The sequence below is a fragment of the Betaproteobacteria bacterium genome, from assembly GCA_009377585.1.
Taxonomy (GTDB): Bacteria; Pseudomonadota; Gammaproteobacteria; order Burkholderiales; family WYBJ01; genus WYBJ01.
In genome coordinates this window covers 21017-36331 of record WHTS01000058.1, presented here as the reverse complement: position 1 = coordinate 36331, position 15315 = coordinate 21017, and the positions used below count along the sequence as shown (strand labels likewise).

Genomic DNA, 15315 nt, shown 5'->3' with positions numbered 1-15315 from the left:
TCTAGCGCGTTGCCGCCGGCGGCGTTGACGTGTTGTCCGGGCTCGAGCAGGCGGCCGTCGAACACCGGTGTATCCGAGCGCGTCATGACGTTGACGACGTCCGCGCCGGCGAGCGCTTCGGCTTCCGAACGAACGGGCCGCACCGTGACGCCGAGCTTGCTGCTCATGGTTTCGCAGAAGCCCGCTTGCCGCTCCCGGTTGCGCCCGAACGCACGCACCTCGGTCAGGCGGCGAACGCAGGCAACGCCTTCGAGCTGCGTTTGCGCATGGCGTCCGGTACCGAAGCACGCGACCACCGAGGCGGATTTGCGCGCCAGGACATCGGTGGCAACCGCCGTGGCAGCGCCGGTACGCATGCGTCCAAGCCAGTCGGCCTCGATCAGCGCCTCCTGGTTGCCGTGCTGATGGTTGATCAGGTGCAGATAGAAGGTGCGTGCCTCGGGCTTGAGGTAGTACGCCTTGAAGCCGATGAGATTCAGCTCCGGCGCCGCAGCCTGCAGGACGTGCAGATGACCGCCGGGCTGCAGCGTGCGCCGCCGAGGGATGTCGAACGCCTTGCCCTGCGCGCGGTCGCGAAAGGCGCGTTCGACGCACCCGACGACGTCCGCCATGCGCAGGACCCGCCGGACCTCGTCTTCCTTGATGTAGCGAACCATGGTGTCGGCCCTGGGAGATCGAAAGAGCCGGCACTGTAGCTTCGGTCCGAGCCGGAGCGCAAGGCGCGCGTTGCCGGCGAAAAAAAACGCAACCCGAAGGTTGCGTTGGAGGTCCACTTGCGTGGAGGAGGATAGGAGGTTGCATACAACGTGGGCAGAAGCTTAACGCCCTGGCCTTGTGCGCGAGGCGCGGAATAGAGGCAGCGTCTGCGCGCTATTCGTTGGCCGCACGCGGCTCGGCGGCAGACGCCGCGGCCTCGGCTACGAGCCGCACGCGGGCGCGTGCAAGCGCCAGCCCGGCAAGCGCACAGCAGGCTCCACCGAGCAAGAGCGTGTGCGCCGCGCCTATGCGGTCCGCAACCGCCCCGGCAACCAGGCCGCCCAGGGGGGCGACCCCGAGAAAGGCCGCGGTGTAGAGGCTCATGATGCGTCCACGCATCCGATCTTCGACACTCGCTTGCAGAATCATGTTGACCGACACGGTGACCGCGAGGATGCCGAAGCCGGTGACCGCCATCAGGGCGAGCGACAGTGCATACCAGCGCGTGATGGCAAACGCGACCAAGGCGCAGCCGGCACAGAGCGCGGCGCCGGCGATCAACCGCGAAAGCCCTTCGACGCCGCCGCGGGTGGACAGATAGAGCGTGCCCACGAGGGCGCCGAAACCCGCGGCGGCAAGCAGGAAGCCGAGCGTTTCCGGCCCGCCCTGGAAAGCCTGGGCGACGAACGCCGGCATCAGCGGCTGATACGGTGTCGCCATGAAGGCCACCGTGGCAAGCACGATCAGCAGCGCGCGTATCGGTCGCGAGCGCCAGGCGTAGAGCGCGCCCTCACGCAACTCGGTCCACATCGGATGCGGCTGCGCAACCGGTCGATGCGGCTTGCGCCGAATGGCGGCGAGCGTGGCGAGCACGATCAGGAACGAAGCCGCATTCAGCAGAAAGCAGCTCGCCTCGCTGAAGACCGCGATCATGACGCCGGCGACCGAGGGTCCCACCAGGCGGCCCGCGCTGCCGATCAACGAAGTGACCGCGACCGCGTTGGGAAGATCCGCGCGATCGTCGAGCAGGTCCGGCAGATAGGCGTGGCGCACCGGCAGCTCGACCGCGATCGTCATGCCGAGAAAGGCCGTCAGGGCGATCATGTGCCACGGTTCGATCACGCCGAGGTAGGCGAGTGTTGCCATCGCGACCGCCTGGAGCAGCTCCAGGCTCTGGACCCATACGAACGCCCGGTGCCGGTCGACCCGGTCGGCGAGCGCGCCTGCGATCGGTCCCAGCAGCAGCACCGGGATCTGCGCGGCGAACACGGTGACGCCGAGCAGCAAGGCCGATCCGGTCATGCGGTAGATGAGCCAGTGCACCGCGATGAGCTGGATCCAGTAGCCCAGGATGCCGGCGCCCTGGCCGAGCACGAACAGCCGGAAATCGCGGTGGCGCAGCGCGCGGAACGGGTGATTCATGCGCGCTCCAAGTGGTTTGCCTCGGCTGCAAAGTTCGCCTCGGCGGCAGGGCTTGCCTCGGCGGCGAAAGGCGCGATTGTCTGTCCGACCGTACGTAGGTTCGCGGTACAATGCCGCCGCTTTGCTGTGCGCGGACCTTTACGGCAGCGAAATCCCGCCGCCGGTGCAGCTCGCGGTTTGCTCCGGACGCACGCCATTCTAACGAGGATCGATGAAGCGCTTTCCATCCGCGCTGTTGCTTGCCTCGCCGCTTGCGCCCCTGTCGCACCGGGCAAGCCGAAGGTTTTCCTGTTCGCCATCGATCTCGGCCGATCCGCCCGACGCGGGCCGTGATCGCGCCACGACGCCCCCTTGCCCGCGGAGGATCCAAATGACCCACGCATTTTTGCATCGACTCGGCGGCAGCATGCTTGTGCTGAGCTTGATCGTCGGCTGCGCCAGTGAACCGCCGCGCCTGAGCGCAGGCGAGCGGCAGGCGATTCTCGATGCGCCCGATCGCACCGAGGCCGACCGCGCCAACGATGGCCGGCGCAAGGCGCCGCAACTGCTCGCGTTCATCGATGCGCGCCCCGGCATGCGCGTGCTCGATCTGGGCGCTGGTGGGGGCTACACCACCGAGCTGCTCGCGCGCAGCGTCGGTCCGAATGGCCACGTTTACGCGCAGAACACCGAATACTTCGTCAAGAACCTCCTCAGGGGCCGGTTCGATGCGCGCCTGAAGAGCCCCGCGATGCGCAACGTGACCCATCACGTCGCCGAGTTCGATGATCCGGTGCCGAAAGACGTTCGACCCGCGTCCATCGACCTGGTCACGTTCATGTTCACCTACCACGACACCGGCTGGACCGGAGCCGACCGGGCGCGCATGAACAAGGCCGTGTTCGACGCGCTAAAGCGTGGCGGGCACTACGTCGTTGCGGACCACTCCGGCCGTCCGGGCACCGGGATCAGCGAATCCAAGTCCTTGCATCGGGTGGAGGAAGCACTCGTGCGCAAGGAGGTGGAAGCCGCCGGCTTCAAGCTGATCGACGCAGCCGGGTTCCTGCGCAATCCCGAGGATCCGCGCGACCGGATCGTGTTCAAGCCGGCGCAGCCGAACGACGAGTTCGTGCTCAAGTTCGTCAAACCTTGATTGCCTATATTTTCTTGGATGCTCTCAACAACGTCATTCCCGTGAAAACGGGAATCCAGCGGCGTGACTGAAATTCGCTGGGCTCCCGACACTAGATGATCCTCTACGCCGCCACGATCTTCGTCAGCGCCTTTCTGCTGTTCCTGGTCCAGCCGGTCATCGCCAAGCAGATTCTGCCGTGGTTCGGCGGCTCGGCCGCGGTGTGGACGACCTGCCTGGTGTTCTTCCAGTTCCTGTTGTTGTTCGGATATGCCTACTCGGACTGGACCACGCGCCACCTGCGGCCGCGCTCGCAGGTGCGGCTGCACGCCGCGCTGTTGCTGCTGAGCCTCGTCTCGCTGCCGATCATCCCGGACGTGGTGTGGAAGCCCGCAGGCGACGAGGATCCCGTGACCCAGATCCTCGGTCTGCTCGCCGTGACGATCGGGCTGCCGTACTTCCTGCTCTCCACCACAGGCCCTTTGGTACAGGCATGGTTCGCGCGGAGCTTCCCGACCGGCACCGTCTACCGTCTGTTCGCGTTGTCGAATTTCGCGTCGCTGGCTGCGCTGGTGGCCTATCCGCCGTTGATCGAGCCCTGGACCCCGACCCGCACGCAGTCGCTGGTGTGGAGCGCCGGCTACGTCGTCTTCGTTGCGCTATGCGCGTTCGCAGGTTTTTTCAGTCTGCGCTCGGCGGTGCACGCGGACACCACGCCTGGCGTTCAGGCCGCGGAGCCTTCAGCGCCGCCACCCGCGGTGCGAGACTACGCCATCTGGCTGCTGTTGTCGGCCATGGGCTCGTACATGCTGCTGGCGGTGACGAATCACATCACCCAGAACGTCGCCTCGGTGCCGTTTCTCTGGATCTTGCCGCTCATCCTGTACCTGCTCACGTTCATTCTGTGCTTCGAAGGCCGCGGCTGGTATCAACGCCGGTTCTTTCTCGGGCCGCTCGCCGTCATTCTGGTCGCGATGGCGTGGGGACTCAACGCGGGCGGCAACATCATGGAGGTGACCGACGCCGTGCCGCTGTATTGTGCGGGGCTGTTCGCGTGCTGCATGTTCTATCACGGCGAGCTGGCAGGCCTTAAGCCAGCGCCTCGCTACCTCACGCGCTTCTACCTCATGGTTTCGCTCGGCGGTGCGCTCGGTGGTTTGTTCGTCGGCGTCATAGCGCCGCTCGTGTTCGTTACGTACTACGAGTTCGGCATCGCCCTCGTTGTTACGGGGCTGCTCGCGGTGCACCTGTTGTGGCCGTTGCCGAGATGGATTCCCGCGACTGCGCTCGGCGTGAGCATCGTGTGCGGCTACTACGTCCACGAGTACATCGACGAGCTCACGCGCGGCACCAGCCTCATGATGCGCAATTTTTACGGCACCTTGCGTGTTCAGGACGTCGGTGCGCCCGACGATCCGAACGCCGTGCGCCGCCTCATGCATGGCGTCATCATGCACGGCGAGCAGTATCAGGAGCCGAACCTGCGCCGGCAGCCGACCAGCTACTACGGTCCGGAGTCGGGCATCGGGCTGGCGATCAGACACTATCGCAACAGGCCCTTGCGCCTGGGGGTGATCGGATTGGGCACGGGCACCCTGGCCGCCTGGGGCAAGCCGGGCGATGTCTTCAAATTCTACGAGCTCGATCCGCAGGTGCTTGCCGTCGCGAAATCCGAGTTCACTTATCTGCGCGACAGCCGGGCGACGATCGAAACCGCGCTGGGCGATGCGCGCCTGACCCTGGAACGCGAGCCGCCGCAGCGCTTCGACATCCTGGTGATCGACGCGTTCTCCAGCGACTCGATCCCGGTGCATCTCATCACGCGCGAAGCCCTGGCCGTATACCGGAAGCATATGCAGCCCGACGGCATCATCGCCTTTCACGTCACCAACCGCTATCTCGATCTGCCGCCGGTGGTGAAGATGGTCGCAGACGCCAACGGCATCCCGTCGGTGCTGGTCGAGCACGATCCGGACGAGAGCGACGAACGCTACTCGCGCACCGACTGGACGCTGGTGACGCGCGACCGGAGCTTTCTGCAAAGCAGCGCGCTCGTGCGGGCGCGGACCGAGGTCGAGGTGCCGCCGCGGCTCTCGCTCTGGACCGATGATTTCAACAACCTGCTGCGTATCCTCAAGTAGCGCCGATTCGCCGCGCTCGTTCCTTACCCAGATTGGCGCCCCCTCGTGACCGCTCGAGTGGGATACGAGGCGTATAGTACGCGTCCCGATGGCGGCAAACCCGAGAAAGTGATGAGCAAAGCGACCAGCAGCGCCAAGTTGACGACCCAAAGCCTGGCCAAGACGGCGACCGGCATTCCGGGGTTGGACGAGATTACCGGCGGTGGTCTGCCGCGTGGAAGGCCGACGCTCGTCTGCGGCAGCGCCGGGTGCGGCAAGACGCTGCTGGCGATGGAGTTCCTGGTGCGCGGCGCCACGCAGTACGGTGAGCCGGGCGTATTCATGGCCTTCGAGGAAAACGCCGAGGAATTGACGCAGAACGTCCGCTCCCTCGGCTTCGACCTGGAGGAGCTAGGCAAGAAGAACAAGCTCCTCATCGACTTCGTGCGCATCGAGCGCAGCGAGATCGAGGAAACGGGCGACTACGACCTCGAAGGGCTGTTCGTCCGCCTGGGCCACGCCATCGACAGCATCGGGGCGAAGCGGGTCGTTCTGGACACCATCGAGACACTGTTCAGCGGCCTCTCCAATGCCGGCGTCTTGCGGGCCGAGCTTCGCCGCCTCTTCCGCTGGCTCAAGGACAAGGGCGTTACCGCCGTCGTCACCGGCGAGCGCGGCGAAGGGCAGCTGACCCGCCACGGCCTGGAAGAGTACATTTCCGACTGCGTGATCCTGCTCGATCATCGGGTGATCGACCAGGTCTCTACCCGGCGCCTGCGCGTCGTCAAATACCGGGGTACCACGCACGGCACCAACGAGTACCCGTTTCTCATCGACGAGGACGGCATCAGCGTCCTGCCGATCACCTCGCTGCGCCTGCAGCACGCGGTTTCGGACGAGCGGATTTCCAGCGGCATCCCGCGGCTGGATACGATGCTGGGCGGCCACGGGTACTACCGGGGCAGCACCGTTCTCGTTTCGGGCACGGCGGGCAGCGGCAAGAGCAGCCTGGCGGCGCATTTCGCCCACGCCGCCTGCGAGCGGGGGGAGCGCTGCCTGTACTTCGCGTTCGAGGAATCGCCGGGGCAGATCATTCGCAACATGCGCTCGATCGGCCTGGACCTGGAGCCCTGGGTCAAGAAGGGCTTGCTGCACTTCCATGCCATGCGCTCCACGCTCTACGGGCTCGAGATGCACTTGGCGACGTTCCACAAATTGATCAAGGAATTAAGCCCGCAGGTGGTCATCCTCGATCCCATCGGCAGCCTGATCCAGGCGGGCAGCCGCAAGGATGCGACCGCCATGCTGACCCGTCTGATCGACTTCCTGAAAGTGGAAGGGATCACAGCCTTCGTGACCCATCTGACCTCCGGCGGCGAAGCCCTGGAGAGCACGGATGTGGAAATTTCCTCGATCGTCGACACCTGGCTCTTGCTGCGAGACATCGAGCTCGGCGGCGAGCGCAACCGGGCCATGTACATTCTCAAGTCACGCGGGATGGCTCACTCCAACCAGATCCGCGAGTTTCTGTTGACCGACAAGGGCATCGATCTGCTGGACGTCTACCTGGGGCCGGAAGGCGTCCTCATCGGGTCGATGCGGCAGGCCCAGGCAGCCCGTGAGAAAGCGGCCGCCGTGGCGCGGCAGCAGGAAGTCGAAGCCAAGCTGCGCGAGCGGGAGCGCAAGCGCGAAGCGCTGGAAGCCCATATCGCGGCGCTGCGCAAGGAGTTCGAAACGGAAGGCGAGGAGGCAAAACGGCTCGCCGTCGACGAGCAGGCCAGGCAGAATATGCTCACTGAGGATCAGGCAGCGATGGGCCGCAGCCGCCAGGCCGACAGCGGGTCGGCAGCGGCCGGGACGTCAGCCCGCGCACGCAAATCGCCACGGGGTCGCAGATGAAAAAGCCAGTCAGGCCCGCAGCCGATGAAGCGCAAACGGCCGCAGATTCGGGGGTATGGGAATTGCGCCTGTATGTCGCCGGGAAGACGCCAAGATCCGTCGCCGCCTTCGCCAACGTCAAGAAGATCTGCGAGGAGCACTTGCCGGGCCGGTACAGCATCGAGGTGGTCGACCTTCTGGAGCAGCCGCAACTGGCGGCGGGGCACCAGATCGTGGCGATTCCCACGTTGGTGCGGAAGCTGCCGGAGCCGCTGCGCAAGATCGTCGGCGACCTGTCGAACACCGAACGCACCTTGGTCGGGCTGCAGCTGCGGCCTGCACGGTTACGTGACTGAGACGGACATGCAATGAAAACAACGAAGCCGCCCACCACCAAGGCCTTCGAAAAGTTGCTGGCCGGATCGGCGGCGGAGGAGCAATACGTCTTGCGCCTGTACGTTACCGGGATGACGCAGCGCTCTACCGAGGCCATCGCCGCAATCAAAGCCCTCTGCGAGGACCGCTTGCAAGGCCGCTACGACCTGGAAGTGATCGACCTCTACGAGCATCCGGCGCTGGCCAAGCAAGAGCAAATCGTCGCGGCGCCGACGTTGGTCAAGAAACTGCCCGCGCCCCTCAGAAAGCTGATCGGCAATCTGGCCGACAAGGAGCGCGTGCTGACGGGACTGGACCTGCTCCGCAAGACCTGACAAACGCTCGCATTGCTCATGAAGGTCGACAAGCTGCAAGCCGAGAACGCCGAGCTGCGCTTACGACTGGAGGAGGCGGAGGAAACGATCCGCGCCATCCAGAGCGGCGCGGTCGATGCGTTCGTGGTCGAGGAAGCGGGGGAGCACCGGGTCTACACGCTGGAGGGCGTCGACCGCCCCTATCGCCTGTTCGTCGAGCAGATGCAGCAAGGCGCGGCAACGATGCATGCGGACGGCACCATCGTGTATTGCAACCGCCAGCTGGCGGACCTGCTCGATCATCCGCCGGAGAAGATGCTCGGCGCGACGTTTAGCGACTTCGTCGCGGCCGAAGATCGCGTCATGTACGAGAACGTGCTGGCGCAGGCGCAGACGGAAGCAGGGCGCGGAGAAGTGCGCTTGCGGCGCGCCGATGGAGGCCTCGTGTCCGTCTACCTGACTTTCAGCGCATTGCCGAAGGACGGGGGCGCGGCGATCGGGTTGCTGGTGACCGATCTGACCACGCAGAGGCGCCACGAGCAACTCACCGCTGCACACCATGCGCTGCAAGAGAGCGAGGAGCGTTTCCGGCTCATGGCCGACGCCGTACCCGTATTGATCTGGGTGAGCGACGTCACGAAAGGCTGCACCTGGTTCAATAAGTCCTGGAGGATTTTCAGCGGGCGCCCGCTGGAGGAGCTTCTGGGCAACGGGTGGGCGCAGGATGTGCATCCCGACGATCGCGACCGCTGCTTGAACATTTACGCGACACGTTTCGATGCCCGCCAGCCGTTTTCGATGGAGTACCGCCTCAAGCGCCATGACGGCGAGTATCGATGGGTGCTGGACGACGGGATCCCTCGCTTCGAGGCCGACGGCACGTTCGCAGGCTACATCGGGTCGTGCGTGGATCTCACCGAGCGCAAGCGGGCCGAAGAAGCGCTGCGTGAGAGCGAAGAACGCTTTCGCATGCTGGCCGACAACATGGCTCAGCTCGCCTGGACCTGCGACCAGCTCGGCGACGTCACCTGGTACAACCAGCGCTGGCTCGACTATACCGGTTTGTCCTTCGAGGAAATGCGTGACTGGGGCTGGAAGAAAGTGCATCACCCCGATCATGTCGATCGGGTCGTGGCGAGCGTGACGCGTTCTCGCGAACTGGGCGAGGTCTGGGAAGACACCTTCCCGTTGCGCGGCAAGGACGGGCAGTACCAGTGGTTCCTCTCCCGTGCGGTCCCGATTCGCAACGAACGCGGCGAGATCGTGCGCTGGTTCGGCACCAACACAAACGTCACTGAGCGAATCCGGATGGAGGAGGCGCTCAAAGAGGGAGATCGGCGCAAAGACGAGTTCCTCGCAGTGCTGGCGCATGAGCTGCGCAATCCGCTCGCGCCGATTCGCAACGCCTTGCACATCCTGCGAATGACCGCCCAGCATGACCCGGCGGCCGAGCGCGTCGGCGAAATGATGGACCGGCAGGTCAATCACATGGTGCGCCTGGTGGATGACCTGATGGAAGTCTCGCGCATCACTCGCGGCAGTATCGAGCTGCGCACGGAACCGGTCGAGATGGCCGCGATCATCCGCAGCGCCGTAGAGACGAGCCGGCCTTTGATCGACGCGGCTGGCCACGTCCTGACCCTAGCGATACCCCCCGAGCCGCTCGTCGTGCAGGGCGATCCGATTCGTCTGGCGCAAGTGCTCGCCAACCTCCTGAACAACGCCGTCAAGTACACTGAAGCCGGCGGGCGGATCTGGCTTTCCGCCCGGCGCGAAGCTGACGCGGTGGCGATTTCGGTCCGAGACACCGGCATGGGCATTGCGTCCGACATGCTTCCACGCGTATTCGAGTTGTTCACGCAGGTCGAGCACCGGGCGAACCGCGCCCAGGGCGGACTCGGCATCGGCCTCGCGCTCGTCAAGAGTCTGGTCGAAATGCACGGCGGCCGTGTCGCTGTGCACAGCGACGGCGTCGGGCGGGGCTGCGAGTTCGTCGTTCGCTTGCCGCTGACGGCGGCCCGGCTCCCCACCGGCGCGCCGGGTAAAGAGGCGCGCTTATCGGATACTGCGCTGCGCCGAGTCCTCGTGGTGGATGACAACCAAGACGCAGCCGACAGCCTCGGCCTGCTGCTCAAGTTGATCGGAGCCGATGTTCAGATTGTCTACAACGGCGTCGAGGCTCTGGAAGCATTCGCGGCCTACAAGCCGACCGTCGTAATACTGGATATCGGCATGCCGGGCATGGACGGACACGAAGTGGCCCGGCGGATTCGGCGTGAACCGCACTCCAAGGACGTGACGCTCATCGCGCTGACGGGATGGGGACAAGAGGAGGACCGCAACTGTTCCAAAGGCGCCGGCTTCGATGCCCACCTCGTCAAGCCGGTGGACCTGCACGTCCTGACAGAACTGCTGGCATCGTGGAGTGCTCGGTCCAGCACGCTGGCATAAGACATCTGACATGATGCCCTTACGTTCCGCGCCGGGTCTGGCCAGCGAATCGAGCGTCGAGTAAAGTGACAGCAGGTTGGCAGTTCGTGTACTACGGGAACACGGAGGTTGCACCATGTCTCGGTATCCGAATGCGACTTGCCTGTATTTGCTTCTCGTCTTCGCAGCTTGCGCTGCAGTGCAGGCACGGGCGGCGGAGAGCACTTACCCCAATCGCCCGATCCGCTTCATCTGTCCCTATCCCCCGGGTGGCTCGACCGACCCGACGTCGCGTCTGTTCGGCGCCTGGTTGAGCGACAAGCTCGGTCAAACCGTGGTGGTCGACAACCGTCCCGGCGCGGGCGCCACGATCGGCCACGGGCTCGCCGCGCACGCGACCCCCGACGGTTACACCCTGCTGCTCGGCACTTCCGGCGGGCTCGTGGTCGGGCCCGCCTACGGCACCAAGGTGAGCTACGATCCGGTCAAGGATTTCACGCCGATCGGGCTGGTGGTCGACGCGCCGTTCGTGCTCATCGTTCATCCCAGCGTGCAGGCGAAAACGGTCAAGGAGCTGATCGACCTCGCCAAGGCGCAACCGGGCAAGATCCTGTTCGGCTCGCCCGGCGCTGGAACACCGAACCACCTGGGCATGGAGTTGCTGAAGGCAATGGCCGGCGCGGAATTCGTCCACGTCGCTTACAAGGGCGGCGGTCCCGCCCTGGTTGATCTCCTCAGCGGACGCATTCACGCGCTGTTCGGCAGCCTGCCTTATACGAATCCCGCAATCCGCTCGGGCAAGGCCAAGGCCATCGCGGTGGGGCACCCCACGCGCGTGCGGCTCGTGCCCGATCTGCCGGCCATCGCGGAAGTGCTGCCCGGATTCAACAACACCACCTGGTACGGCATCCTGGCGCCGGCGGGTATGCCGCGGCCTATCGTCGACAAGCTCAATGCCGAGATCCGCAAGGCGGTCGCGGATCCGACTTTCCGCGAGCGGCTGGAGACGATGGGGCTCGATCCGATCTCGAGCACGCCGGAAGCGTTGCACGAGCGTATTCGCAGTGAGCTGGCGCGCTGGACCAAGGTGATCAAGGATGCGGGCATCGGCTTGAAGCAGTGACGGCCGTCACCTGGGCTTGTCGGGAACGAACATGACCAGGACATTGGCTGCGACGATCAGCGCGGCAAGGAAGTAGAAGGTTGCGGCGAGATCGTAGGCATCGGCGATCAGGCCGCCCGCCCAGGGCGATATGGCCGAGCCCATCGCCTGCACGCCGAACATCATGCCGACAACCGAGCCGCCGAGGGCCGCCGGTGCGGCTTCCAGCGACCAGGCCTGGATCACGGGGCGCGTCGCGTACATGAAAAACCCGAGCAGCGCGATCAGGGCGATCACCCAGGGCGAGCGGCCCGCCAAGGCCATGAGCACGATGACCAGCGCCGTCATCGACAGCGCCGCGCTCATCACGCGCTTGCGGCTCAGCCGGTCGGAGGCATAGCCGGCAAGGGGCGCGGACGCAAACGCAACCGCCTGCAGCAGGAACAGCGCGAAGCCCACACCCGTGGGCGAGTAACCCATGTTGTGGGCGAGATAGAGCGGCAGGAAGGTCAGCAACGCCGACTGCGCGGCGGTGCGAAAGAACGAGCTCGCCGCGATCAGCATGAGGGTGCGGTCGCCGAACAGCGGCCTGACCTCGGCGAGGTAACCCGCGAGTGTCCAGCGTTGTGCGCCCGGCTTGCGACCGCTGCCGGCGTCGAGATTCATCGTGCCGAGATAGGCGAGGATCGCGATCGCCATGACCACGCCCGGTAGCAGGTTCACGACGACGACCGTGCGCCACGAATAGACAGCCAGCAGCGCGCCGACCAGCAGCGGCGCGAGCGCCTCGCCGAGATTTCCGCCCATGCCGTGAAACGAAAGCGCAAGCCCCTTGCGCGCCGGGAAGCGCTGCCCGAGGGTCGATATCGCGGCCGGGTGCCAGAGGTTGTTGCCGACGCCGATCAGCACCATGCATGCGAGCAGCATCCAGTAGCTGGACGTGAAGGCCATCAGGAAGTACGGCACACCGATCCAGAACAGCGAGAGCGCCATCAGCCGTCCCTTGTAGCCGACGGCATCGACCAGGATCCCGCCCGGGATGTTGGTCACCGCGCCGACGGCGTATTGCGCCGACATGATGAGCCCGATCTCGGTGTACGAGAGGCCCAGCTCCTTGCCGATGATCGGCAGCAGCAGATAGAACGTGGCTGGATACCAGTGGGTGAGGCCGTGTCCGAGCGAGATGAGCCAGACTTCGCGGAAATTGCCGGGCGCGGCAGCGACCGGGGCGGTTGCGGCTGACGTAGTCACGATGTGAGGTCCGAGGACGGGTGCCCTGGCATCATATCAAAGCAGGCGAATCCTCATGCGTCGAATAGCGGGCGGAAAATGCGCGGCAAAGGTGCCGCTATATAATCGTTGCGGTTTGCGCCGTTCGCGCGAGCCGCCATCATAGGACCGCAACCCCCGCATGATCCGCGACCAGGAAACGCTCAGTATCTTGCTCGATACCGTGCGCCGCTTCGTGCGCGAACGCTGCGTGCCGGCCGAGGCGATCGCCGCGGACACCGATCGCATCCCGGACGAGGTCGTCGCCGAGATGCGGCGCATGGGGCTGTTCGGCTTCGCCATCCCCGACGAGTACGGCGGCATGGGCCTCACGCTCGAAGAAGAGGTGCTGGTCAATTTCGAGCTCTCGCGCTGCTCGCCCGTGTTTCGTTCGATCGCGGGCACCAACAACGGCATCGGCTCGATGGGCATTGCGATCGACGGCACCGAGGTGCAGAAGCGCAAATACCTGCCGCGGCTCGCCTCGGGCGAGATCATCGGTGCCTTCGCCCTGACCGAGCCGGGCTCGGGGTCGGATGCCGGGGCGCTTAGCACCAGCGCACGCCGCGAGGGCGACCACTACATCCTCAACGGCACCAAGCGCTTCATCACCAATGCGCCCGAAGCCGGCATCTTCACCGTCATGGCGCGTACCGATCCGAGCACCCGGGATGCATCCGGCGTATCGGCCTTCATCGTCGAAGCCGGCACGCCCGGTCTATCGCTCGGTCCCATCGACCGCAAGATGGGACAGCGCGGTGGCCACACTTGCGACGTGATCTTCGCAGACGCATGGGTTCCCGCCGCCAACATCATCGGCGGCCAGGAAAACATGGGCTTCAAGACCGCGATGAAAGTGCTCGACAAGGCGCGGCTCAACATCGCGGCCGTGTGCGTCGGCGTGGCCGAACGCATGCTCGAGCTTGCACTCGGCTACGCGATCGAGCGGCGCCAGTTCGGCCGTCCGGTCGCCGAATTCCAGCTGGTGCAGGCGATGCTTGCGGATTGCCGCACCGAGATCTTCGCGGCCCGGTCGATGACGCTGGAGGCGGCGCGCAAGCACGACGCCGGCGAGCGCATTGCCCTGGAAGCCTCGTGCTGCAAGTACTTCGCCTCCGAGATGTGCGGGCGGGTGGCCGATCGCGCCGTGCAGATCCACGGCGGCGCGGGCTACATGGCCGACTACGGCATCGAGCGCTTCTATCGCGACGTGCGCCTGTTCCGCATCTACGAAGGCACCAGCCAGATCCAGCAGCTGGTCATCGCGCGCCACATGATCAAGGCCGCCGGGGAGTATTGAAGGTTGAGAAAGTGGCTGATGAGCCGTTTTCCGCAATAAGCTCCCCTCTCCCTCCGGGAGAGGGGCCGGGGGTGAGGGAAGTCGAGAGCACGACGCATACATTTCCCTCACCCTCGATCCCTCTCCCGAAGGGAGAGGGAAGACAAGCGTACCCATTGGTGCAACATGCAAGGGGTTGGGGTGAGGGGAACTCGCTAGCTGCGGCGTGTCATGTCAGAGGAGAAAGCGCGATGAGGAAGCAGGCAGCAATCGCCGCATTCGGTTTCGCGGCCATCGTCGGCTGCGCCGGCGCGGCTGCGCAGAGCGCTTATCCAACCAAACCGATCCGGATCATCGTGGCGTACACGCCGGCCGGAACCACCGACATCCTCGCGCGCGCGATCGGGCAGAAGTTCACCGCGGCGTGGTCGCAGCCGGTGATCGTCGACAATCGGCCGGGGGCCAACGGCACCATCGGTACCGAAATCGCGGCCAAGGCGCCGGCCGACGGCTATACGCTGCTCATGGCGACGGCGGCAACCCATGCCATCAATCCGACGCTGTATCCCAAGCTGCAATACGACGCGGTCAAGGACTTCGCACCGGTGAGCCGGGTGGCGACGGTGCCCAACATCCTGGTGGTGAGCAACGCGCTTCCGGTGAAGAACGTGAAGGAGCTGATCGCCTACGCCAAGGCCAATCCGGGAAAGCTCGCGCACGGCTCGCCCGGCATCGGCAGCACCGGCCACCTGTCGGCGGAGCTCTTCAAGAGCATGACCGGGATTCGCATGACGCATGTCGCGTACAAGGGCAGCGCACCGACCTTGCAGGACCTCATGAGCGGTCAAATCCAGGTGGTGATCGACAATATCCCGCCCTATCTGCCGCAAGTGAAGGCGGGCAAGATCCGCGCGCTCGCGGTCACGCCGGCCAAGCGCTCGCCCGCGGCGCCCGAGCTGCCGACCATAGACGAAGCAGGGGTCAAGGGTTACGAGGCCTCCACCTGGTTCGCCTTGTTCGCGCCCGCCGGTACGCCCGCAGCGGTGGTGGCCAAGCTTTCGGCCGAAACGCGGCGCATCCTCGACCTGCCCGACATGCGCGAGCGGCTGCTCGGCCTGGGCGCGCAACCGGCCGGCAGCACGCCCGAAGAATTGGCGCGCTTCGTTAAGGCCGAGGTCGCGAAATGGGCGAAGGTCATCCGCGACGCCAACGTGACGCTCAATTGACCGCCGACGGCTGTGACGGTCATCCCCGGCAAGGCCTATAACGAGATCCGCGTCGGCGACACGTTCTCCGATCAGATCACGCTCACCGAGACG

Annotated in this window: 12 protein-coding genes; 9 read left to right on the top strand and 3 right to left on the bottom strand. The window is 65.3% G+C overall.

All coding sequences use genetic code 11. The annotated features are described in order from the left end of the window. A partial coding sequence (locus GEV05_18010; GenBank protein MPZ45250.1) for an ornithine cyclodeaminase family protein occupies window positions 1–656 on the bottom strand: 656 nt, incomplete at its 3' end. A gap of 214 nt (window positions 657–870) precedes the next feature. After that, window positions 871–2118, bottom strand: a complete 1248-nt coding sequence (locus tag GEV05_18005) for an MFS transporter (GenBank protein MPZ45249.1) — start codon at window positions 2116–2118, stop codon at window positions 871–873. 364 nt (window positions 2119–2482) lie between these two features. Here GEV05_18005 and GEV05_18000 point away from each other — a divergent pair, with 364 nt between their 5' ends. The 7 genes from GEV05_18000 to GEV05_17970 all read left to right on the top strand — a co-directional run bounded on the left by GEV05_18000 (window position 2483) and on the right by GEV05_17970 (window position 11469). Continuing rightward, on the top strand, window positions 2483–3250 hold the full coding sequence (locus GEV05_18000) for a methyltransferase domain-containing protein (protein MPZ45248.1): 768 nt from the start codon (window positions 2483–2485) through the stop codon (window positions 3248–3250). Window positions 3251–3345: 95 nt separating this feature from the next. Next, on the top strand, window positions 3346–5370 hold the full coding sequence (locus GEV05_17995; GenBank protein ID MPZ45247.1) for a hypothetical protein: 2025 nt from the start codon (window positions 3346–3348) through the stop codon (window positions 5368–5370). 111 nt (window positions 5371–5481) lie between these two features. Further along, complete coding sequence (gene kaiC, locus GEV05_17990; GenBank protein ID MPZ45246.1) at window positions 5482–7248, top strand: circadian clock protein KaiC; 1767 nt, start codon at window positions 5482–5484, stop codon at window positions 7246–7248. After that, the gene (locus GEV05_17985) at window positions 7245–7583 is read left to right on the top strand and encodes a circadian clock protein KaiB (protein ID MPZ45245.1); all 339 of its coding nucleotides are present in this window, start codon (window positions 7245–7247) and stop codon (window positions 7581–7583) included. The genes kaiC and GEV05_17985 overlap by 4 nt, the downstream gene beginning before the upstream one ends. A gap of 12 nt (window positions 7584–7595) precedes the next feature. Further along, entirely contained in the window at window positions 7596–7937 is a 342-nt protein-coding gene (locus GEV05_17980) for a circadian clock protein KaiB (GenBank protein MPZ45244.1), read from the top strand. A gap of 18 nt (window positions 7938–7955) precedes the next feature. Then, on the top strand, window positions 7956–10367 hold the full coding sequence (locus tag GEV05_17975; GenBank protein MPZ45243.1) for a PAS domain S-box protein: 2412 nt from the start codon (window positions 7956–7958) through the stop codon (window positions 10365–10367). Window positions 10368–10482: 115 nt separating this feature from the next. Continuing rightward, the gene (locus GEV05_17970; protein MPZ45242.1) at window positions 10483–11469 is read left to right on the top strand and encodes a tripartite tricarboxylate transporter substrate binding protein; all 987 of its coding nucleotides are present in this window, start codon (window positions 10483–10485) and stop codon (window positions 11467–11469) included. Between the two features lie 6 nt (window positions 11470–11475). Here GEV05_17970 and GEV05_17965 read toward each other — a convergent pair whose 3' ends face one another. Next, the gene (locus tag GEV05_17965; GenBank protein ID MPZ45241.1) at window positions 11476–12699 is read right to left on the bottom strand and encodes an MFS transporter; all 1224 of its coding nucleotides are present in this window, start codon (window positions 12697–12699) and stop codon (window positions 11476–11478) included. Window positions 12700–12859: 160 nt separating this feature from the next. On the opposite strand from GEV05_17965, the gene GEV05_17960 reads away from it, so the two are divergent. Continuing rightward, window positions 12860–14017, top strand: a complete 1158-nt coding sequence (locus tag GEV05_17960; protein ID MPZ45240.1) for an acyl-CoA dehydrogenase — start codon at window positions 12860–12862, stop codon at window positions 14015–14017. A gap of 230 nt (window positions 14018–14247) precedes the next feature. Next, complete coding sequence (locus tag GEV05_17955; protein MPZ45239.1) at window positions 14248–15222, top strand: tripartite tricarboxylate transporter substrate binding protein; 975 nt, start codon at window positions 14248–14250, stop codon at window positions 15220–15222. Window positions 15223–15315: the final 93 nt, after the last annotated feature.